This window comes from Devosia limi DSM 17137 (genome assembly GCF_900128975.1).
Lineage (GTDB): Bacteria > Pseudomonadota > Alphaproteobacteria > Rhizobiales > Devosiaceae > Devosia > Devosia limi.
The window spans coordinates 77,361-97,776 of sequence record NZ_FQVC01000005.1; the positions used below are offsets into that span (position 1 = coordinate 77,361).

The following is a 20,416-nucleotide window of genomic DNA, read 5'->3' on the forward strand; positions in this document are numbered from 1 at the left end:
GCTGCATGGATGCCTCATTTCTCCGAGGCTGGCAGCCAATCGAACAGGAGGTTCGGCAATGACGAGCCTTGCACGCATGGACCGGCTGGCAGCGTTGCGCGCCACTATCGCCGACATCGAACGACGGCCGGCGCTGGCCGAGGCGGCCGCAACGCCACAAAGCGGGGCCGACGGCTTCATCCTGCCCACCCCCGGACTGGTTCAGGAGGTTTTTACCGATGAACGCCGCCATGCCGGGGCCACGCTGGGCTTTGCCCTGGCGCAGGCGCGCGGCCTGTTGAGCGCTGAACGCCCAGCCGTGGTTTACCTGCAATTACAGGCCGAGGCCCAGGAAATGGGACTGCCCTATGGGCCGGGTCTGGTCAGTCTGGGCTTTGACCCGGCAGCCCTGGTGCTCATCCGCCCGGCCAATATCGTCGAACTGCTCTGGGCGGCGGAGGAGGCCATTGCCTGCCGCGCCGTTGCCGCCGTGCTGGCCGATGTCGCCGGTCAGCCCAAGGCGCTCAATTTCACCGCCAGCCGCCGGCTCAGCCTGCGCGCGGCCAGCAGCGGCGCATCGGCGTTTTTCCTGCGCTATGGCGCCTGGCGAGAGGCCAGCGCCGCCCAATTGCGCTGGCATATTGCCCCCGCGCTCAGCGGGCCTCTGTCCTTCGATGCCCGCGCTTCCGGCGAAACCCGCTGGCAGGCCCGGCTGGAAAAGGGCGCGATCACCAATACGCATAATCAGGAGTGGCTGCTGGAGTGGACTGAAAATGGCTTTGAGATCATCGATACTGGCAGCGCCAGCCCAGCCCAGCCTCTTGCCCAGCCGGCGCTATCTCGCCCTGTTCCTGCCGACCTGGCCGACCGACATCCTCAGACGGCGTGAGCCGGAGCTGACCGGCCCCATCGTGCTTTACGAACATATCAAGGGCGGCCTGCGCCTGGCGGCCATCGACGGCCAGGCGGCAAGCCTCAAGCTCAGTGTCGGACAGAACCTGGCCGATGCCCGCGCCATGGTGCCAGGTCTTACCGTCCGCGAGATCGACCGTCCCTGGCTTGCCGCCATATTCGCCGATTTTGCCGACTGGCACTCCAATGCCAGTCCCCTGGTCGCGGTCATGGATGATATGACCGCCTTTGGCGATCTTGTGCTCGATATCACCGGCGTAGCGCATCTGTTCGGTGGCGAAGCGCCGATGCTGCGCACCCTGCTGACCCGCCTGCGCGCGCTGGGCTATACCGTAGCTGGCGCCATCGCCTCCACTATCGGCGCCGCCTGGGCGGTCAGCCACTTTGCCCGCAGCCAGGTGGTGCCACCCGATCAGACCGCCGCCGTACTGGACCCGCTCTCTGTCGCCGCACTGCGCCTCAATCCGCAACAGGCCGCCGGGCTGACCCAGATGGGGCTCAAGCAGATCGGCCAATTGCCGGGCCGCGACCGCAAGGCCCTGCAGGCGCGCTTTGGCGTCAGCCTGCTCCAACGCCTCGACCAGGCCTATGGGCGGGCCGAGGAACGGCTGACGCCACGCCTGCCTTTGGCCGAACGCCATGCCGAACGGCGCTTTGTCGAACCGATCGGGCTGATGGATGACGTGTTGATGTGCGCCCATGACCTCGCCATCCAGCTGGGTCTGCGGCTCGAAGGCGAAGGGCTGGGCGCCCAGGCCTTCCATCTCTTCCTTTATCGGGTGGACCACCAGGTCATGACCATGTCGGTCAATTCTGGCCGTCCCACGCGCGACCCCGCCCATATCGCGCGCCTGTTCGCCAATCGCTCCGAACGGCTGCAGGGCGATTATGATGCCGGTTTCGGCATCGACATGATCCGGCTGGCGGCCAGTTCGGTCACGCAACTGGATGCGCTGCAACTGGGCGCCTTTGTCGCCCAGGACGGCGCCGAAGATCTCGACCGGCTCTATGACCGGGTCAGCAGCCGGCTGGGGCCACTGGCCGTGGTGCGCAGCAAATTCGTCAACACCCATATCCCCGAGCGCGCCGTCAAACTCGAGCCGGTCATTGCCCGCACCGCCGACGATCCGCACGCTGCGCCCGACCCGACCCGCCTCCGGCCGCTGCGCCTGCTGCCGGCGCCCGAACCGATCACCGTTTTCGCCCAGGTGCCCGATGGCCCGCCCAATTCCATGGTCTGGCGCCGCGTCAGCTACAAATTCGTCAAGGCCTCCGGCCCCGAACGGCTGGCCACCGAATGGTGGCGTGCCGGCAGGCAATTGCAATTGCTGGGCAGCGACAACCATCAGAAAGGAGACGACGTCACCGCGGCACAAGAGGCGCTGTCCGAGCAATCGCCGGCCTATCGGGAAGGCCAGTACAGCCGGGACTATTATATTGCCGAGGACAGCAGTGGCCGCCGCTTCTGGCTGTTTCGCCAGGGCCTGTTCGGCTATGCGAGCCAACTGGATTGGTACATGCAGGGGTTTTTCCCGTGAGCCGCGTCGTCGCGCTGCCCGAACGCCCCGCCAGACCGGCGGCGGGGCTGCCCACCGCGCCCGCCTATGCCGAACTGGTGACGACTTCCAATTTCTCGTTCCTGCGCGCCGGATCGCATCCCGAAGAGCTGGTGGCGGCTGCGCTGGCGCTCGGCCTCAATGGCCTGGGTCTGTGCGACCGCAATACCTTTGCCGGCGTGGTGCGCGGCTTTGCGGCGCTCCGCGATCTCAAGCCCGCCGATTCCAACTTCCGCTATGTCGTGGGCACACGGCTCTGCTTTGCCGATGGCACGCCCGACATCACCGCCTATCCGAGCGACCGGCAGGCCTATGGCCGGCTCTGCCAATTGTTGAGCGCCGGCAACATGGCCGGGGCCAAAGGCTATTGCCACCTCACTTTCGATGACCTCCGCGCTGCGACTGAAGGCCAGCTGTTCATCGTCCACTTCGACGAAGCCGCGCCGCATCAATCCCGCCTCACCCTGCAAAGGCTGGTGCAACTGGCGCCCGATCGTGTCTGGCTGGCGGCTGCCTGTCGCTTTCAAGGTCATGACCGGGCCCGCCTGGCGCGCTTGGCAGCGCTGGCGGAGCAGTTCCGCATTCCCCTGATCGCGGTCAATGACGTGCTCTATCACGAACCGGGCCGGCGCATCCTGCAGGATGTGGTGACCTGCATCCGCGAACACCTGACCATTGCCGAAGCCGGCCGGCGGCTTGAAGCCCATGCCGAGCGCCATCTCAAGCCGCCCATGGAAATGGCGCGCCTGTTCGCCGCCTATCCCGATGCCATCGCCCAGACCCAGACCCTCCTGTCGCGCATCGCATTCTCGCTGGAGCAGCTGCGCTACAATTATCCCGAGGAAACCGTGGGGAATGGCGAAACCGCCCAGCAGACGCTGGAGCGCCTGACCTGGATCGGTGCGCAGAAGCGCTATCCCGCCGGCGTCCCCGACGCGATCAAGGCCAGCCTGTGGAAGGAACTCTGCCTCATCGGTTACAAGGGCTATGCCGCCTATTTCCTGACCGTGCATGACATTGTTCAATATGCCCGCCATGAGCGGCAGATCCTGTGCCAGGGGCGTGGCTCCGCCGCCAATTCGGCGGTGTGTTTTTGCCTGGAAATTACCGAGGTCGATCCGGCCACAGCCAATCTGGTCTTTGGCCGCTTCATCTCCACCGAACGCGACGAGCCGCCCGATATCGACGTCGATTTCGAGCACGAGCGGCGCGAAGAGGTGATGCAATATATCTATGGCAAATATGGCGGCAACCACACCGGGCTGACCGCCAACGTCATCTCCTACCGCACTAAAAGCGCCATCCGCGAGACCTGCAAGGTATTCGGGATTTCCGATGACACCATTGCCGCACTCAACCAGTTGCACTGGGGCTGGTCCAGCGACGTCCAGACCCAGTCCATGCGCGATGCCGGGCTTGATCCCGCCGATCCCACCCTTGCCATGGCCATGGAGGTCGCACGGGCGCTACGCGGTTTTCCCCGGCACTTGTCCCAGCATGTCGGCGGCTTCGTCATCACCCGCGACCCGCTCAACCAACTCGTTCCCATCGGCCAGACCGCCATGGACAGCCGCACCATCGTCGAATGGAACAAGGACGATATCGACACCCTGGGCATCCTCAAGGTCGATATCCTGGCGCTCGGCATGCTGTCCTGCCTGCGCCGCGCCTTCGAGATGATGCATGTCCATTATGGCCTGGACCTGAAACTTGTCGATCTGCTGGCCGAAGAGAAGGACCCCGATCAGTCCAAGAAGGCCCGCGTCTATGCCATGACCCACCGCGCCGATACGATCGGCGTGTTCCAGATCGAAAGCCGCGCGCAGATGTCGATGCTGCCGCGTCTCAAGCCCACCAAGTTCTATGATCTGGTCATCGAGGTCGCCATCGTCCGGCCCGGTCCGATCCAGGGTGGCATGGTGCATCCCTATCTGCAGCGCCGCCTGGGCAATCAGGAGGTCAACTACCCCTCGCCGGAACTTCAGGCGGTACTGGAGCGAACCCTGGGCATTCCCCTGTTTCAGGAACAGGCCATGCAGATCGCCATTGTCGGCGCCGGCTTTTCGGCCGGCAAGGCCGACCAGTTACGCCGCGCCATGGCGGCGTGGCGGCGCACCGGCAAGATTGCCCAGTTCGGCGATGAGTTCATCTCCGGCATGCTCGCCAACGGCTATCCGCTCGAATTCGCCAAGGCCAGTTTTGCCCAGATCCAGGGCTTTGCCGAATATGGCTTTCCCGAAAGCCATGCCGCTTCGTTTGCCCTCCTTGTCTACGCCTCGTGCTGGCTCAAATGCCATTACCCCGATGTGTTCGCCACCGCCCTGCTCAATAGCCAGCCGATGGGCTTTTATGCCCCCTCCCAGATCATCCGCGACGCCCAGGAGCATGGCGTCGAAATCCGCCCTGTCGACGTCAACCTGTCCGATCTCGAAAGCGTCCTCGAGGAAGGCAGCCGCCCGGCCAACCAGTGCCTGTGGCCCCAGCATGCCGATATGATCGATGATATCCGCTCCACCAAGGCGATCCGGCTGGGCCTGTCCTTTGCCGAAGGCCTCAGGGAGGGCGATGCCAATATCATCATTGCCCGGCGCGGCGCTGGCTATGATTCGGTGCGCGACCTCTGGCTGCGCACCGGCCTGGGCCCCGCCATCCTCGAACGACTGGCCAATGCCGATGCCTTTGCCTCGCTCGGCCTCAGCCGCCGCGATGCGCTCTGGGCGATCAAGGGTCTCATGGGCACGGAAGGGGCGCAGACCCTGCCCCTGTTTGCCAGCGCCGATGGCCCGCGGGGTACACCGGAGGCCGATGCCGAACTCCCCCCCATGCCGCCAGGTGAATCGGTGATCCATGACTATCGGCACCTGTCCTATTCGCTCAAGGGCCACCCAGTCCAGTTCCTGCGCCCCTTGCTGGAGCAGCGGCGGATCGTGCGGGCCGCCGAGTTGATCAATGCCGAGCCGGGGCGCTTTATCGAAGTGGCCGGGCTGGTGCTGGTGCGCCAGCGGCCCGGCACGGCCAGCGGGGTGATCTTTGCGACCCTGGAGGACGAGACCGGCATCGCCAATATCGTCATCTGGCCAAAGGTGTTTGAAGCCAATCGCCGCATCGTGCTGGGGTCACGCCTGCTGGCGGTACGCGGCCAGTTGCAGCGCGAGGGCCTGGTCATTCACATCATCGCCAGGGAACTGACCGACATGACCCGGCATCTGCTCGATCTGGCGGCTGGACAGGACATGGGCGATGCCATTCTCGCCCGCGGCGACGAAGGCAGGACCGGCTCGCCCCCAGGGCGCGACCGGCCGGCGCTGCTGCAGATCGAGGCCGCCCGCCGCCAGGCTTACGCGGCGCTGCCGGGGGGACGTAATTTTCATTGAGGCTAGACCAGGATGGTGTCGATCACCTTGGCCAAGGCCATGTCCTTGGTGGTGAGGCCGCCCGCATCATGGGTGGTCAGCACAATTGTCACCCGATTATAGCTATTGGACCATTCCGGATGGTGCCCGGCGCTCTCGGCAGCCAGCGCCACGCGGGTCATGAACGCAAAAGCTTCGGAAAAGTCCTTGAATTTGAACACATGGCTGATGGCATCGCCGGCTTCGTCATAGACCCAGCCATTGAGCCCCCCAAGCGCCCGTTCCCTTTGCGTGCTGCTGAGCTTGTCCGCCATCCTGCTTTCCAATCATCTTGGTCAAAACCCAGCACTAGCGAGGCAAAACGACTGTTCCATGGCGATCTGCAGGCAGATCAGCACATCGGCGCCCTTGCCCCCCGGCGCGCCATACCCGGGCGCGGATTTCCAACAAGTGCGAAAAATGCCGGGCGAAAACGATGCACTTCATTAAAGTGCCATTCACCGTCGTGAACGGATTCATCACCTCTTTGCGTCCAAGCTGTCGTCTAGCAAGATGATCTTAACGTGCTGCGGGCCTGATCAGCTCGTAACTTGGGGTGCCCCGCGTGCTTGCTTCGGCTCGCAAATCGATGCCGACACTGGATTATGTGTCGATCGTCCGGTCTGTCTATGGCGATAGACGGGCGCTGCTGGCTGGCGCCTTCGCCAGCGCGCTTGCCGCTGGCCTGTCGGCATACAAGGCCCAATCGCTCGCCCTTTATCTTGTCGCCCTGGCATTTCTCGGCGTTGGCCTGATCCGCTATCTCAACATGCGCGCCTTCTGGAAGGCGGCCATCGAGAGCGATGACGCTGAGGCCGCCGAACATTGGGAGTTCCGCGCCGTCATTGGCGGGGGCCTGGTGGCGACCGTCTATGGCGTCTGGTGCCTGGTGGCGATGGTACTGGTCGATGACCCCTATGCCGAACTGGTCGCCACCTCGCTGTCCATTGCCGCCATGGTCGGCGTCTGCGCCCGCAACTTTGGGCTCGACCGGCTGGTCACGATCCAGACCCTGCTCCTGGTCTTTCCGCTTTCGATCGGCCTGATGCTGGGCGGCGATCTCTATCACCCCGTTCTCGCCGGCCTGCTGATCGTCATGCTGGTCAGCTTCCGCAAGCTGGCTGCCGATATCCGCTCGATCCTGCTGAGCGCCGTGCATGGCAGAGTCGAAGCCTCCCGGCTTGCCGGCGAACTCGACATGGCCATGAGCACCATGCAGCACGGCCTGTGCATGCTGGACGAAAACGGCGCGGTGACCGTGGTCAATGAACGCGCCGTGCGCATATTCGCCCTGCTGGAGATCACCGACCTGCTGGGCCGCCCTTTTGCCGGGATCCTGGCGGAGCTCGGCGCCGATGGTCGCCTGCCCTACAGCGCCGTCGATCGGCTCATCGACATGGCCGACAAGCGCGCCTCGGGCAAGGTGCTGCTCTGCCTGCCGCTGGGGCGCTATTACGAAGTGACCGTCAGTTCGCGCCGCGAGCGCAGCGTCATGCTGTTTGAAGACATCAGCGAACGCATCGCCGCTGAGGAGCGGATCACCTTCATGGCGCGTCACGACGCGCTGACCGAATTGCCCAACCGCGCCTATTTCAGCGATCTGGTGGTCGAGGATCTGAAGGCCCGTCGGGCCGTGTCGGGGCCGACCCGCACCATCTGCCTGATGATCATCGATATCGATGACTTCAAGCATGTCAACGATACGCTCGGCCATATCGTGGGCGACCAATTGCTCACCGAAGTGGCGTTGCGCCTGCGCAAGGCCGTGCCCCCCGATGCAGTGCTGGCCCGCCTGGGCGGCGACGAATTCGTAGTCTATCGCCGCCAGATTGACAGCGCCGGTGCCGCGCAGCGCGAGGCCGACCGCATCCTGGCGGCGTTCCGCGCCCCCTTCCACCTGGATGGGCTCACCCTATCGAGCGATGTCAGCGTCGGCATCGTCACCAGCCAGTCGGGCGACGATGATATCGATGCTTTGATGACCAAGGCCGATCTGGCGCTTTACACAGCCAAGGGTGACGGCAAGGGCCGTAGCCAGATCTTCCACACGCAGATGGATATCGATTACCACTACCGCCAGCGGCTCAAGACCGATCTGCGCGAAGCGGTGCGCACCGGCTCGCTTACGCTGGCCTTCCAGCCATTGATCGACCTGGAGACCCGCCGGGTCGTGACCTGCGAGGCCCTGGCCCGCTGGGATCACCCCGATCTCGGCAGCATCCCGCCCTCGACCTTCATTCCGCTGGCCGAAGAAATCGGCCTGATTTCCGATCTGACCGCCTGGGTGCTGGAATCGGCCACTGCGCAATGCAGCCTCTGGCCGGGTGATGTCGGCGTCGCCATCAACATTTCGGCCCGCGATTTCCGCGGCGCCAATATGGGCTGGCTTGTCGAGCAGGCGCTGCTGCGCTCGGGTCTGCCGGCCCACCGCCTCGAAATCGAAGTCACCGAAACCGCCGTGATCGAAGAGCACGACGTGGCGCTGGGCGTTCTGCGCAACCTCGCCGCCCAGGGCATTTCCATCGCCCTCGACGATTTCGGCACCGGCTATTCCTCGCTTAGCTACCTGAACGCCTTGCCCTTTACCAAGCTCAAGATCGATCGTAGCTTCGTCGTCGATATCGGCACCAATCCGCGTGCGCTGCGCCTGCTGACCAATGTGGCGCGCCTCGGCCGCGACCTCAATCTGACCGTGGTGGCCGAAGGCGTCGAAACCCAGGAACAGCTCAACATCCTCGTGGCGCACACCAGGATCCAGCAAGTGCAGGGTTTCCTGTTCAGCCGGCCGCTGCCGGCGCACGATATTGTCGAGTTGATTGCTCATTTCAACGCGCCCCCACCGCCTGAGGCGATTACCCGCAGACATGGTTAATCCGCGTTAACACGCTGTTTTCCATATTCTAAACGCCATTTGGCCTGGCCCCGTCCGCCAGGCTCGCTATTTTTCCCAATTTTGTTATGGCTAACAAACCGTTAACCTGGCCGCGTCAATTGGGGATTTAGTAATGAGTGCGACCTCCCAAGATCAGGCCAGCGCCGCCTCGCGCTTCGCTGTCACCCTGATCGACCTGCTCGATCGCGTTCAGTATCGCCGGGTTTCCCTCGAAGAGCAGTTCGATCCGGTTTACCGCCTTCGCTATGAGGCCTATCGGCGCGAGGAATTCGTACCGATCAACTCGCAGCGCGTGACCCGGGACGATTACGACAACGCCGCCAATTGCTACAGCTTTGGCGTCTATATCGACGGCACGCTGGTTAGTTCGATCCGTTTCCATCATGTCACCCCGGACGATCCCACCTCGCCCGGCCGCTCGGTGTGGCCCGAAGTGCTGGGTCCGATCCTTGAGCATGGCGACAGCTATATCGACCCCAGCCGTTTCACCGCCGATCATGAGGCCTCGCTGGCCTTTCCGGCGCTGCCCTACCTGACGCTGCGCATCATCGCCATGGCCTGCGAGCATTTCGAGGCGCGCTATTGCATTTCCTCGGTCCGCCCCGAACATGCCGCCTTCTACAAGCGCATTTTCGGCTCCAAGCAATTGGGCGACGAGCGCTATTTCGCCGAACTGACCTTTCCGATGTGCCTGTATGCGGCCGAAGTGCCGATAATCCGCGACCGCGTCGCCGACCGCTATCCGTTCTTCATGTCGACGGCCGAGGAGCGGGAAAACCTGTTTGGTCCCGATCATCGGGCGGTTGGCGCCATTGCTCCGACCGCCCGCATGGCCCATCGCCTGCGCCTGATCGAGACCGCCAGCGCCTGAGGCGCGCCAAGATTTTCACGGCTGGCCTTGATTTAGGCCAGTTTGCCCTCCATATAGCGATCATACGTTTCCAGCCACGCTTGGCTGTCGCTGCAAGTTCGCCGACAATTCGGCTCCCCATTGCATTGCAAACGTCTACCCACCCGGCCGCTCACGCTGCCGGAGCTTGGCGCTATGCCTTCGGCTTCAGCGCAGACTTCAACCAAAACAAATCCGGCCGATTAAGCCGGTTACAGGACTAAACGAATGACGAACTATCCTTTTCACGCCCATGCCCGCCTCTATCTTGGCCGGGACTGGAAGACCGCAACGGCCCAGGGCCCGCGCGCTGTCCGCACTGCCGCCCAGGCCATTCGCTTTGCGATGGAAGACGCTGCCCCCGTCAGTTTGCGGGGCGCGCGGCTTGAGGTCGACGATCGCACCTATACTGGCAGCGACATCAAGGACCTTTACTGGCGGCGGGATTTCCCGCTCGCCCGCAAGGCCGATGCCGGCCGCGATATGCGGCACAACTAAGCCGAGAGCGCGATCCAGGCGCACCTGGCCGACACATAAATCGAGGGGCGCGCTGCGCCCCTTTTTTATGCGCGTCACATGACGCCGCCGACCCAATGCGCAAAAATACCAGCAATTTCAATGGATTGAAATGGTGCCGCATAGGTGACTCGAACACCTGACCCCATCATTACGAATGATGTGCTCTACCAACTGAGCTAATGCGGCCAACCCGGTTGCACCGGATCGATGGGCGGTCTTTTACTGGGGCTTTCCAGCCGGTGCAAGAGGCAACACATCAGGCAGGCCCTGCGCCGGCTGCAAAGGTCCGGGCAAGGGCGGCACCGCTTCAGGTGGACGCCCCGTTGCAGTGACCGGAACCTTCCATTCGAACGCATCGAGACGTCCCGTTACCGGCGAGGTCGGCTCCCACTCGTCGCTGGTCAGGCCATCGGCGGTCCAGGCCGGATCGCGCGGTGCGCGCACGGCGCGGGCCAGCCATTCGCGGGCCTTGCCCTGATCGCCCGATTGCCCCTCTTCGATCTCGGCCATCAGGCTGGCAATGCCCTGGGTTGGCTCGTTGAGATAGGGCTGCAGCGTGGTGCGCGCCAGGGGCCAGTCATAGGCATCGATGGCGGCGCGGGCCAAAGCCATGGCGGCAGCCCGATGCGGCGCTGGCACATCGATCAGTTCGCGCATGCGCTTGAGCCGCTCGACCGCCGACGCGCCGGGCTGGGCATGGGCATAGAGCGCCGCGGCGTCGGGATGGCCGGTGGCGCGCCAGATGCGGCGCAACAGGCTCATCGCCTTGCGGGTTTCGCCATGATTGATGTGGATGCGCGCCGCGATCAACGCCGCCGGCACGAAATCGGGCAGGAGCTTCAGCGCCGTCAGCGCGTGGTCCAGCGCCCGCATCGGATCGCTGGTCTCGGCTTCGCGGGCGCGTGCGGTTTCGATCACGGCCTGGCGCCGGCGCTTGCGCGCCCGCGCTTCACGCGTGCCGGTGGTTTCGATATTGACCATCGCCACGGCCTCGGCCCATTGGCCGCGGCGGATATAGTCCTCGAACACCGCATTGGCGGCCCAGCCGGCCTGTGGCGCCAGAGTCAATGCCTTGCGGGCAAAGGTGAGTGCGGCATCGGGCCGGTTCTGGGCGCGCGCCTGCTCGTACAGCCCGGTCAGGGCAGCCAGGGCGGTCTTTTCGTCGCCGATCAGCGCGCGATAATGCTCGCGGGCCGCCGGCATGTCGCCCAGGGCCAGATCGGCGCGGGCTTCAAGCAGGCGGGCCGCCTGATTGGCGGGCAGGCGCGACTGCGCTTCGCGCGCCAGCATGCGGGCGCGGGCCGGATCGCCCGATTGCAGCGCCACAAAGCCATCCGAAAGCGCTTCGACGCCCAATTCCTTGCGTCGTTCCCGACTGCGCCGCGCCAGGACGCGCGGCGTTGCGATAATGCGGCGAATGATCGCCCAGATGAAGATGATCACCACGGCGATCAGCAGCAGCATGAAGATGGCTGCGCCCAGCCGCGGCTGCATGCGATAACCGCCCACCTCCAGCGTCAGCGTCCCCGGCAATGCGATGAGCCAGGCCGCGACAAGGGCAATGACCAGGCTGGCGACGATCCAGGAGGCGAGGCGGATCATGGAGTGGCTCCAACACTGCCGCTTGAACCGGCAAGGGCCGAGGCACGCAGGCTATCGAGGAACCGGCCGGCCTCGGCCTGCGCCGCGATCATGGCGGGAACATCAGCGGCGGCGCTGGCCATCGGGGCCGGCAGGCTGCCCAGCAGCGTTTCGGCGGTGGCAAAATCACGGCGGCCAATGGCTGCTTCGAGCCGCGCCACCACCGCTTCGGGGTCGTCGCCTTCGACCGCCCCGGTCGGGCGCAGCGCAATCATCGAGCGGAACCAGTCCGTCACCGTGCCCTGCCAGTCGCTATCGGGATTGGCCGGACGCATGGCCAGCATGGCGGGGACCACCTGCGCAAAGCGCGCGGCTATCGCGTCGGCCCGGGGCAGGCCAGTGGCTGCGCCATTGGCAATGATAGTCGGCACCACGGCATCGGGTACCGCACTGCGCAATGCCGCCAGTTCAGCCTCATAGGGCCGGCCACTGGCAAAGGCCGCCTCGAAGCCGGACAGCACCAGCGGCAATTGCAGGACCGCGCCGATATCGGCGGGCTGTTCGGCCAGGGCAGCCTTGGTATCGGCGACGCTGGTGTCAAGGGTCCGCACACTCGCTTCGGTCGTTCCGAGCCGCGCGCCCAATTCTTCAATCCGGCTGGAAAGCCCCGACATTTCCGTGCGCAGGGCGGCAAGCTCTTCGACACCGCTCTGGACCGGAGCGGCGCTGCTCAACCCATCAAGTCGCGCCGCCAAAGCCGCAATTTCGGCTTCCACCGCGCTGATATCGACAGCGGGTGCTGGCGCCATGGCGTCCGCGGCGGAACCTGCGGTCTCGAGCGCGCCAATGCGCTGATTGAGCGCCGCCATTTCGGACTGGGTGGTTTCGGTCACCGTCTGCAGTTCGGGTATCGCCGCCTCAAAACGCGCCAGGCGCGGATCGGCCGGCAGCGGCGCTGCGGGCGCAGAGGGCCAAAGCCCGGCCCAGGCCAGCCCATAGGCCGCCGCCAGGCCGATGACGCCGCCGCCAAGCATGGCCAGCACCGGAAACGGCCGCTCGGCCGCGACCGGTGGCGTCTTGGCCCCCGCCGCTGATTCGTTCGGTTTCGCTGGCTCGGCAGGTTTTGCCGCCGCCGATGCCGCAGCTGGCTTCTCCCGCTTGGGCGCCTCGGACTGCAGGGATTCGGACTTTGTCGTATCAGGCTTGGCCGCATCAGGTTTGGCCGTGTCCGGCTTGCTGGCGGGCTTGGCCGCCGCCGGGCGAGCCTTGAGGTCGAGCACCGGGGGTTTGACCGGACCGCTTTTCTCGTCAGCCATAAGCTCGCTCCTTGTTCACTGCCATCATGGCCCGTTTTGCTCGCGGGCAAAAGCCAGGGCCAGCGTCATCATCGCATCGTCATTGGGATGATCTGCCAGAGCGATGCGATTGAAATGTGCCGCGATGAGCGGCTCGGCCACTTTCTCGGAGATGCACAGCATGGCCATGGCGCTGCGCGCATCGCGATCCAGCTGCCCATCCAGCGCCGCGACGAATAATTCGGCGCTCCGACGCGAGTAATGCAGCACCGCGCCGGGTAGCCCCTCGGCCAGCACCTCCAGCAGTGCCTCGCCCGGCGCCGCGACCATGTCATAGACCCGAACGGTCTCGACGCTGACCCCGAATGGCGCCACCGAGCGGGCGAGATCGCCCGACAGATGCGTGCCGGCCGGATAGAAAACCGGTCCCGCCAGACCCGCATGCGCCAGCCCATTGACGACATCGCCAAAGGTCCCGCCCGCATCGATCGCCTCGGCAAATCCCAGCGCCAGGGCATCGTCCGCCGTCTTGCGTCCGACAGCATAGACCGGCAGGTGCTGGTACTGTGCCAGGGCGCCGCGCTCGGCCAGGGCTCTCAGGGCATTCGGACTGGTCACCGCCATGGCGGCAAAACCGCCCGCCGCGGGCAAGGCGGTCGCCAGGGTCTGCCGGACCATCAGTGGCGCGGCCACCGCCGCGATGCCAAGCGCCTGGAGGCGCAATAGCGTCGCCGCAGCATCCGGCTCCGGTCGGGTGACCAGCATGACCATCAGACTTGCGCCCATTGGGCCAGCCATTGCGTGCCAGCCTTGTCCAGCAGCTTCCGGCCCAATGCCGTGCCGATATCACTGGCCTCGCCGACCGCACCGCTGACCATATCGGTAAAGGCGGTCTGGCCATCAAGGCTGAGGATTTCGCCCTTGAGCACCAGCCGGTCGCCGTCCAGTTGCGACAAAGCCCCGACCGGCGTGCGGCACGACCCGTCGAGCACGGCCAGCATCGCCCGCTCGGCAGTAATGGCGGCGTGGGTCGGCGCGTGATTGAGCGGCGCCACAAGGTTGGCAAAGCGGTCATCGCCTTGGCGCACGGCAAGGCCAATGGCGCCCTGGGCTGGCGCCGGCATGAACAATTCGGGATCGAGCATGGCCGTCGCCCGATGCCCCTCGCCCAGCCGATTAAGTCCAGCAACCGCCAGCATGGTGGCCTCGGCAACCCCGTCAGCCAGTTTTTGCAGCCGCGTCTGCACATTGCCGCGGAACGGCACGATGCGCAGATCTGGACGCTGGCGCCGCACCTGCGCCGCCCGGCGGATCGAGGAGGTGCCGAACTTGGCGCCATCGGGCAGATAATCGATGCCGCGCACGCTCAGCGACAGAAAAGCGTCGCGCACATCCTCGCGTTCGAGAAAGACCGGCAGCGCCATGCCGGCCGGCAGGCCGGTTGCCACGTCCTTGGATGAATGCACGCCGATATCGATGACGCCATCGAGGAGCGCCTGATCGATTTCCTTGGTGAACAGCCCCTTGCCGCCAATATCGGCTAGCGCCCGCTCGGTCTGGTCGCCGCTGGTGGAAATCACCTCTATGGCAATGTCATCGGGCGCCACGCCATGGGCTTGCGACAGCAGCGTCTGCACCAGCCGCGCCTGCGCCAGCGCCAGTAGCGAGCCGCGCGTTCCGATCCGGGCAAAGGGGGTGGGCGATTGCATAGTCTTGTCGTCCTATAGTAGGCAAAGGCTCCCCAAAGGGAGTAACCAGTTCGTCGTGACCGGGCAAGCGCCAGCCGCCATTATGGGCCAAGCCATCATCTTGGGTATAGAAACCAGCTGCGACGAGACCGCGGCCGCTATCGTTGTGCGCGACCAATCCGGCAACGCCACGATTCGTTCCAATGTGGTGCGTTCCCAGCTCGATGAACATGCGGCCTTTGGCGGCGTTGTGCCCGAGCTGGCGGCGCGCGCCCATGTGACCTGGCTCGATCACATCATCGCCCAGGCCTGCCGCGAAGCCGGGGTCGCGCTCGACGAGGTAGACGCCATTGCCGCCACCGCCGGCCCCGGCCTGATCGGGGGCGTGCTGGTCGGGCTGACCACCGCCAAGGCGCTGGCCGCCGCGCTGGACAAACCGTTGATCGCGGTCAATCACCTGGAAGCCCATGCGCTGACGGCGCGGCTGACTCACCAAATCGACTTTCCCTATCTGATGCTGCTGGTCTCGGGTGGGCATAGCCAATTCGTGCTGGTGCGCGGCGTTGGCGATTATGAGCGCTGGGGCACCACCATCGACGATGCGCTGGGCGAGGCCTTCGACAAGGTGGCCAAGCTGCTGAGCCTTGGTCATCCCGGTGGCCCCGCCGTCGAAGCGATTGCCAAGTCCGGCGATCCCAGGCGCTTCAAGTTTCCGCGGCCGCTGCTGCGCGAAGCCCGGCTGGATTTTTCCTTCTCAGGGCTCAAGACTGCGGTGCGGCTGCAGGCCGAAGCCCTGGCGCCGCTCAGCAATCAGGACGTGGCCGATATCGCCGCCAGCTTCCAGGCTGCCGTGGCCGAAGTGGTTTCCGTGCGCGCCGGCCAGGCACTGGATCGGTTCCGGGCCGAACTGCCGGCCGAGGCGCTCAACCTCGTCGTCGCCGGCGGTGTTGCCGCCAATCGCGCCATTGCCGCAGCCTTGGGCAAGGTCTGCGATGAACGCGGGGCGACGCTGACCGTGCCGCCAATTGCGCTTTGCACCGATAATGGCGCCATGGTCGCCTGGGCCGGGGCGGAACGCTTTGCGCTGGGCGCCATTGACGGGCTGACATTCGCGGCTAGACCGCGCTGGCCGCTGGACCTGCCGGATATGAAAGTGCCGATGCCATGATCGAGCCGCTGGAGACCGTAAGCGTGATCGGCGGCGGTGCCTGGGGCACCGCCCTGGCCCAGGCCGCTGCAATGGCCGGCCGGCCGGTCTCGCTGCTGGTGCGCGATGCGGCGCAGGCCGAAGAGATCAACCACAGCCACACCAACACAGCCTATCTGGGCGATCAGGTGCTGTCGGCGTCGATCATCGCGACGACCACAGCGCAGGCCGCCGACATCATCATCATGGCCGTTCCGGCGCAGGCGACCCGCTCGGCCCTCGCGGCCATGGATCCGGCCATGCTGGCGGGCCGTCCCGTGGTGCTGTCGGCCAAGGGGCTCGAGACCGGCACGCTGCAGCGCCAGAGCGAGATCCTCGTCGACATGGCGCCCGACGCCATTCCCTTCGTGCTCTCGGGCCCCAGCTTTGCCATCGACGTCGCTGCGGGCCGTCCGACGGCAGTGACGCTGGCCGGTGACGATGCCAACCAGACCTCCAAGCTTGCCGCCGCTTTGGCTGGCCCGAGCTTTCGCCCCTATGCCGCCGATGACCGGATCGGCGTCGAAATCGCCGGTGCCTTGAAGAACGTCTATGCGCTGGCCTGCGGCGCCGTCGATGGTGCCGATCTCGGCGCTTCCGCCCGCTCGGCCCTCCTGGCCCGCGCCTATGCCGAAATGTCGCGCATGGTCGTCGCCATGGGCGGTTCGGCCATGACCCTGACCGGCCTCGCCGGATTGGGCGACCTGACGCTGACCTGCACCTCGACCCAGTCGCGCAATTACCAGTTCGGCATTGCGCTGGGCCGGGGCGAGAGCACCGAGGCCATTCTGGCCGCTGGCGCCAAGCTGGCCGAGGGTGTGGCCACCGCGCCCGTCGCTGCGGCGCTGGCGGCGAGTCTGGATGTCGATGCCCCGCTGATTGCCGCGGTCAACCAGGTGCTGACCGGCACCGCCGATATTGCCACCATCGTGGCGGGGCTGATGTCGCGCCCGCTCAAACGTGAGGACTAACCATGCTGTTCGCCATTATCGCCCAGGACCAGCCCGATGGGGTCGAGCACCGCATGGCGGTCCGCCCCACCCATCTCGAGCATCTCAAGACCCTGGGCGACAAGCTGGTGTTTGCCGGCCCCTTCCTCGACGAGAATGAAAAGCCCTATGGCTCGCTGATGGTGATCGAGGCCGCCAGCCTCGAGGAAGCCAAGGCCATGGCCGCAGCCGACCCCTTTGCCAGGGAGAAGGTGTTTGCCTCCTACGAGGTCAGGCGCTGGAACTGGGGCATCAATAATCCGGACAAGCGGGGGCAGTAATGGCCTATTGGCTGATGAAATCGGAGCCCAATGTCTTCTCGTTCGATGACATGATGGCCAAGACCAGGCGCGGCGAACCCGAGCAATGGCATGGGGTGCGCAATTACGCGGCGCGCAACAATATGCGGGCGATGGAACTGGGCGACGAGGCCTTTTTCTACCATTCCAATATCGGCAAGGAGATCGTCGGCATCATCAAGGTGATTGCCCTGGCCCATCCCGACGATACCGCCGAACTCAATGCCAAGGGTGAGGTGGTGTGGGAATGCGTCGATGTGGAAGCGGTCAAGCCGCTGCCCAGGCCGGTGACCCTCGCCACCATCAAGGCGACGCCGGAGCTGGCCGATCTCGAACTGGTCAAGCTTTCGCGGCTCTCGGTGTCGAAGGTTTCGCCCGAGGAATGGCAATTGCTGTGCAAGATGGGCGGCCTCTAGGCCGCCCACGATATATCAGCTGTCGACGACGATCGGCGGCACGTGCTTGGGCTCGGCCGGCGGGGCATATTTGTTCAGCAGGCCGACCTGGCTGATCGAGAACAGCACGGTCAGCGGCATCACGCCCCAGACCTTGAAGGCCACCCAGATATCGGTCGAGAAATTGCGCCACAGCACTTCGTTGGCGATGGCCAGCACGACAAAGAAGATGCCCCAATTGAGCGTCAGCTTGCTCCAGCCTTCCGGGCGCAGCTTGTAGACGTCGCCGAACACATATTTGAGCAGCGACTGCCCGAACAGCAGCCCGCCCAGCAACACGGCGGCGAACAGGCCATTGGTGATGGTCGGCTTGACCTTGATGAAGGTATCGTCCTGCAGCCACAGGGTCAGCCCGCCAAACACCAGCACGACAACGCCGGTGACCAGCGGCATGACCGCGATTTTTTTCAGGATCAGCCAGCTCAGCAGCAGCGAAATCACCATGGCGCCCATGAACCAGGCGGTCGCGGTGAAGATGTCGGCCCGGGCATTGGCAATGAAAAACACCACCAGCGGGCCCAGCTCGAGCGCCATCTTGATCAATTGCGGACGCAATTCGTCCCAATTCACCTCGGGTTCGGCGGCTTGCGCCTTGTTGTCGCTCATTGGTCTACCGGCTGTTCTTGGAAAACTGCAATGTGGTCTGCCTTACGGCGCGATGCAAGGTCAACACGGTACCGCCCAAGCATGGTGCAAATAGGGCCTGCCTATCGGCGTGCGCAAGCGCCGCCTGACGCGGTTTTCGGTGTTCAGCCATACGCACACTCAAGTGCGGGGATGGCGAGGCTTTTGCCCCGAGCGGGTAGTCCGCAATGAAATGAGGCAGAGCCTCGCCATCGCGCCGGTATTTTATGCGGGACCGAACCAGGGGCGGCGGTTTTTCAGCCGATACTGACGGTGTCGCCCACCGGGGCAGGACGACTCCCACCCCACCGGCATTCCCCGCACCGACCGTTCGTCGCGACCGCGCAGTAGAAGTGCGGGAATGGGGGTGAGTATGCGGGAGGGGAAAGGGGAGGGGGATAAGTTATTTTGGCTCAGTGTTTGCGGAGACAGACCCCCACCCTGACCCTCCCCCTCGAGGGGGAGGGGACGATGGCGGACAGGGCGGCGGACGGAACCTAACGAGGGTCATAGGCGTCGGGGGGGGGGTGGACGTTGTCCGGTGGGGTCGTCTGACGGATCGGTGAGGGGATGGGCAGTCGACTCCCTCCCCCTTGAGGGGAGGGATCAAGGGTGGGGGTTCTGCGCGCTCCCCACGCTCCGGCCTCGCGACAACCGCAGCACCCCCACCCTGGCCCTCCCCTCAAGGGGGAGGGGACGATGACTGTGGGTGAGGTGGCTGGGTGATGGTGTCGCTACTCGCCGTCATCCCGGCTTGCGCCGGGATGACGGCTTCTGGGTGGGATAGGGTCGGCTTGGGGTGAAGGTAACGCCGCCCTAGTTCTTCACCGGTTGCCCGGCAATGGCTTCGGCGAAATCGGCGGCCTGGAAGGGCTCGAGATCGGCAACGCCCTCGCCGACGCCGATGAAATGCACCGGCAGGCCAAACTTCCTGGCGATGGCGACGAGGATGCCGCCGCGGGCGGTGCCGTCGAGCTTGGTCATCACGAGGCCGGTGACCCCGGCGCGCTGGCCGAAGATCTCGACCTGGCGCAGGGCATTCTGGCCGGTGGTGGCGTCCAGCGTCAGCAGCGTCGCGTGCGGCGCGGATGGATCGACCTTCTTGATCACGCGGATGATCTTTTCGAGTTCGCTCATCAGCTCGTCGCGGTTCTGCAGGCGCCCGGCGGTATCGATGATGAGCACATCCCTGCCCTCGGCCCGGGCCTGCGTTACCGCATCAAAGGCCAGGCCCGAGGCATCGGCGCCGGCGGGGCGGACGATGACCGGGGCATTGGTGCGCTGGCCCCAGATCTGCAGCTGCTCGATGGCGGCGGCACGGAACGTGTCCCCGGCGGCCAGCATCACCGACTTGCCCTCGGCCACCAGTTTCTGGCTGAGCTTGCCGATAGTGGTGGTCTTGCCCGAGCCATTGACCCCGATCATCAGGATGACGAAGGGCTTTTGGCTGCTGTCGATAACCAGGGGCCGCGCCACCGGCGCCAGCACCTTTTCAACCTCGGCGGCCAGAACGGCGCGCACATCCTCGCCTGAGACATCGCGATTGAAGCGGTCGCGGCGCAGGGTTTCGGTGATCGCCGTGGCGGTTTCGACGCCCAGATCGGACTGGATCAGCACGTCTTCGAGCTCATCCAGCGTTGCCGCATCGAGCTTTTTCTTGGTGAACACCCCGGCAATCGAGCCGGTGAGCTGATCGGAGGAGCGCTTGAGACCGCCAGCCAGCCGGGCAAACCAGCCCTGGGGTTCGGCAGCTGTCGCCGGGGCAGCGGGGGCTGGCGCGACAGGGACCGGCGCGATGGCGGCCGGTTCAGCAACCAGGTCGTCTTCCACTGCCTCGACATAATCGGGCGTCGTCTCGGGTGGGCCGGGCGGTGGGATGATTTCGGGTTCGGGGAGACGCTCAGGCTCAGGCACGACCTCAGGTTCGGACTGCGGCACGGGTCCGGGTATTGTCTGCGGCGCCGGTTCTGGCGTGGGGGCGACCGGTTCGGGCTCGACCGGCGCCGGAGTGACCGGCGGCGGCGCTGGCACGGGTTCGGGGCGCGGTGCGGCCACGTCCCCACCAAACAGGCGCTTGAAGAATCCGGGCTTCTTGTCGGTCATCTACTTGCCTTCAATTCAGGGCCGCCACCACGTGCGGGCACGCGTGCAGGATGAGG

17 protein-coding genes and 1 tRNA gene are annotated in these 20,416 nt (G+C 65.1%); 10 read left to right on the top strand and 8 right to left on the bottom strand.

Going from position 1 to position 20,416, the window contains the following annotated elements:
• The first annotated feature begins 58 nt into the window (after positions 1-58).
• From BUA69_RS09510 to BUA69_RS09520, 3 genes are read left to right on the top strand one after another with little or no spacing between them, the layout of a single operon-like run.
• The gene (locus BUA69_RS09510; protein WP_052950431.1) at positions 59-868 is read left to right on the top strand and encodes a hypothetical protein; all 810 of its coding nucleotides are present in this window, start codon (positions 59-61) and stop codon (positions 866-868) included.
• Positions 753-2,429: a Y-family DNA polymerase gene (locus tag BUA69_RS21230; protein ID WP_201777439.1), complete on the top strand. Its 1,677-nt coding sequence runs from the start codon at positions 753-755 to the stop codon at positions 2,427-2,429. Before BUA69_RS09510 ends, BUA69_RS21230 begins: the two co-directional genes overlap by 116 nt.
• Positions 2,426-5,821 carry an error-prone DNA polymerase gene (locus BUA69_RS09520; RefSeq protein ID WP_201777438.1) on the top strand — a complete coding sequence of 1,132 codons (3,396 nt, stop codon included), beginning with the start codon at positions 2,426-2,428 and terminating at the stop codon, positions 5,819-5,821. Before BUA69_RS21230 ends, BUA69_RS09520 begins: the two co-directional genes overlap by 4 nt.
• Positions 5,822-5,823: 2 nt before the next feature.
• Here BUA69_RS09520 and BUA69_RS09525 read toward each other — a convergent pair whose 3' ends face one another.
• On the bottom strand, positions 5,824-6,114 hold the full coding sequence (locus BUA69_RS09525; RefSeq protein ID WP_046134493.1) for a 4a-hydroxytetrahydrobiopterin dehydratase: 291 nt from the start codon (positions 6,112-6,114) through the stop codon (positions 5,824-5,826).
• 290 nt (positions 6,115-6,404) lie between these two features.
• On the opposite strand from BUA69_RS09525, the gene BUA69_RS09530 reads away from it, so the two are divergent.
• From BUA69_RS09530 to BUA69_RS09540, 3 genes are all read left to right on the top strand, one after another.
• On the top strand, positions 6,405-8,711 hold the full coding sequence (locus tag BUA69_RS09530) for a putative bifunctional diguanylate cyclase/phosphodiesterase (protein WP_143154480.1): 2,307 nt from the start codon (positions 6,405-6,407) through the stop codon (positions 8,709-8,711).
• A gap of 133 nt (positions 8,712-8,844) precedes the next feature.
• Complete coding sequence (locus BUA69_RS09535; protein ID WP_046134491.1) at positions 8,845-9,603, top strand: N-acyl amino acid synthase FeeM domain-containing protein; 759 nt, start codon at positions 8,845-8,847, stop codon at positions 9,601-9,603.
• A gap of 246 nt (positions 9,604-9,849) precedes the next feature.
• Positions 9,850-10,119, top strand: coding sequence for a hypothetical protein (locus BUA69_RS09540; protein WP_046134490.1), 270 nt, complete (start codon positions 9,850-9,852; stop codon positions 10,117-10,119).
• 131 nt (positions 10,120-10,250) lie between these two features.
• On the opposite strand, the gene BUA69_RS09545 is transcribed toward BUA69_RS09540, so the two are convergent.
• The 5 genes from BUA69_RS09545 to hemC form a co-directional block, all read right to left on the bottom strand.
• Positions 10,251-10,326: transfer RNA gene (locus BUA69_RS09545), tRNA-Thr, on the bottom strand.
• A 33-nt stretch (positions 10,327-10,359) separates the two neighbouring features.
• Positions 10,360-11,742 carry a heme biosynthesis protein HemY gene (locus tag BUA69_RS09550; RefSeq protein WP_052950430.1) on the bottom strand — a complete coding sequence of 461 codons (1,383 nt, stop codon included), beginning with the start codon at positions 11,740-11,742 and terminating at the stop codon, positions 10,360-10,362.
• On the bottom strand, positions 11,739-13,037 hold the full coding sequence (locus BUA69_RS09555; RefSeq protein WP_046134489.1) for a COG4223 family protein: 1,299 nt from the start codon (positions 13,035-13,037) through the stop codon (positions 11,739-11,741). Before BUA69_RS09555 ends, BUA69_RS09550 begins: the two co-directional genes overlap by 4 nt.
• A 24-nt stretch (positions 13,038-13,061) precedes the next feature.
• Positions 13,062-13,802 carry a uroporphyrinogen-III synthase gene (locus BUA69_RS09560; RefSeq protein WP_160300111.1) on the bottom strand — a complete coding sequence of 247 codons (741 nt, stop codon included), beginning with the start codon at positions 13,800-13,802 and terminating at the stop codon, positions 13,062-13,064.
• The gene (hemC, locus tag BUA69_RS09565; RefSeq protein WP_046134487.1) at positions 13,787-14,725 is read right to left on the bottom strand and encodes a hydroxymethylbilane synthase; all 939 of its coding nucleotides are present in this window, start codon (positions 14,723-14,725) and stop codon (positions 13,787-13,789) included. The genes BUA69_RS09560 and hemC overlap by 16 nt, the downstream gene beginning before the upstream one ends.
• An 82-nt stretch (positions 14,726-14,807) precedes the next feature.
• Here hemC and tsaD point away from each other — a divergent pair, with 82 nt between their 5' ends.
• The 4 genes from tsaD to BUA69_RS09585 are packed head-to-tail and all read left to right on the top strand — an operon-like array spanning position 14,808 to position 17,594.
• Positions 14,808-15,872 (top strand): tRNA (adenosine(37)-N6)-threonylcarbamoyltransferase complex transferase subunit TsaD, encoded by a 1,065-nt coding sequence (gene tsaD / locus BUA69_RS09570; RefSeq protein ID WP_046134486.1) that lies wholly within the window; start codon positions 14,808-14,810, stop codon positions 15,870-15,872.
• Positions 15,869-16,861 (top strand): NAD(P)H-dependent glycerol-3-phosphate dehydrogenase, encoded by a 993-nt coding sequence (locus BUA69_RS09575; protein ID WP_046134485.1) that lies wholly within the window; start codon positions 15,869-15,871, stop codon positions 16,859-16,861. Before tsaD ends, BUA69_RS09575 begins: the two co-directional genes overlap by 4 nt.
• Positions 16,862-16,863: 2 nt before the next feature.
• On the top strand, positions 16,864-17,160 hold the full coding sequence (locus tag BUA69_RS09580) for a YciI family protein (protein WP_046134484.1): 297 nt from the start codon (positions 16,864-16,866) through the stop codon (positions 17,158-17,160).
• Positions 17,160-17,594, top strand: coding sequence for an EVE domain-containing protein (locus tag BUA69_RS09585; protein WP_046134483.1), 435 nt, complete (start codon positions 17,160-17,162; stop codon positions 17,592-17,594). Before BUA69_RS09580 ends, BUA69_RS09585 begins: the two co-directional genes overlap by 1 nt.
• Positions 17,595-17,609: 15 nt before the next feature.
• Here the strand turns inward: BUA69_RS09585 and BUA69_RS09590 are convergent, their stop codons facing one another.
• Positions 17,610-18,239 carry a septation protein A gene (locus tag BUA69_RS09590; protein ID WP_046134482.1) on the bottom strand — a complete coding sequence of 210 codons (630 nt, stop codon included), beginning with the start codon at positions 18,237-18,239 and terminating at the stop codon, positions 17,610-17,612.
• An 834-nt stretch (positions 18,240-19,073) separates the two neighbouring features.
• Positions 19,074-20,360, bottom strand: coding sequence for a signal recognition particle-docking protein FtsY (gene ftsY / locus BUA69_RS09595; protein ID WP_072866528.1), 1,287 nt, complete (start codon positions 20,358-20,360; stop codon positions 19,074-19,076).
• Positions 20,361-20,416: the final 56 nt, after the last annotated feature.

Excerpts from the sequence above, each read along its gene's own strand:
- BUA69_RS09510 (WP_052950431.1), top strand. The coding sequence starts at position 59 with ATGACGAGCCTTGCACGCATGGACCGGCTGGCAGCGTTGCGCGCCACT.
- BUA69_RS21230 (WP_201777439.1), top strand. The coding sequence starts at position 753 with ATGGCTTTGAGATCATCGATACTGGCAGCGCCAGCCCAGCCCAGCCTC.
- BUA69_RS09525 (WP_046134493.1), bottom strand. The coding sequence starts at position 6,114 with ATGGCGGACAAGCTCAGCAGCACGCAAAGGGAACGGGCGCTTGGGGGG.
- BUA69_RS09535 (WP_046134491.1), top strand. The coding sequence starts at position 8,845 with ATGAGTGCGACCTCCCAAGATCAGGCCAGCGCCGCCTCGCGCTTCGCT.
- BUA69_RS09540 (WP_046134490.1), top strand. The coding sequence starts at position 9,850 with ATGACGAACTATCCTTTTCACGCCCATGCCCGCCTCTATCTTGGCCGG.
- BUA69_RS09550 (WP_052950430.1), bottom strand. The coding sequence starts at position 11,742 with ATGATCCGCCTCGCCTCCTGGATCGTCGCCAGCCTGGTCATTGCCCTT.
- BUA69_RS09555 (WP_046134489.1), bottom strand. The coding sequence starts at position 13,037 with ATGGCTGACGAGAAAAGCGGTCCGGTCAAACCCCCGGTGCTCGACCTC.
- BUA69_RS09560 (WP_160300111.1), bottom strand. The coding sequence starts at position 13,802 with ATGGGCGCAAGTCTGATGGTCATGCTGGTCACCCGACCGGAGCCGGAT.
- hemC (WP_046134487.1), bottom strand. The coding sequence starts at position 14,725 with ATGCAATCGCCCACCCCCTTTGCCCGGATCGGAACGCGCGGCTCGCTA.
- tsaD (WP_046134486.1), top strand. The coding sequence starts at position 14,808 with ATGGGCCAAGCCATCATCTTGGGTATAGAAACCAGCTGCGACGAGACC.
- BUA69_RS09575 (WP_046134485.1), top strand. The coding sequence starts at position 15,869 with ATGATCGAGCCGCTGGAGACCGTAAGCGTGATCGGCGGCGGTGCCTGG.
- BUA69_RS09580 (WP_046134484.1), top strand. The coding sequence starts at position 16,864 with ATGCTGTTCGCCATTATCGCCCAGGACCAGCCCGATGGGGTCGAGCAC.
- BUA69_RS09585 (WP_046134483.1), top strand. The coding sequence starts at position 17,160 with ATGGCCTATTGGCTGATGAAATCGGAGCCCAATGTCTTCTCGTTCGAT.
- BUA69_RS09590 (WP_046134482.1), bottom strand. The coding sequence starts at position 18,239 with ATGAGCGACAACAAGGCGCAAGCCGCCGAACCCGAGGTGAATTGGGAC.
- ftsY (WP_072866528.1), bottom strand. The coding sequence starts at position 20,360 with ATGACCGACAAGAAGCCCGGATTCTTCAAGCGCCTGTTTGGTGGGGAC.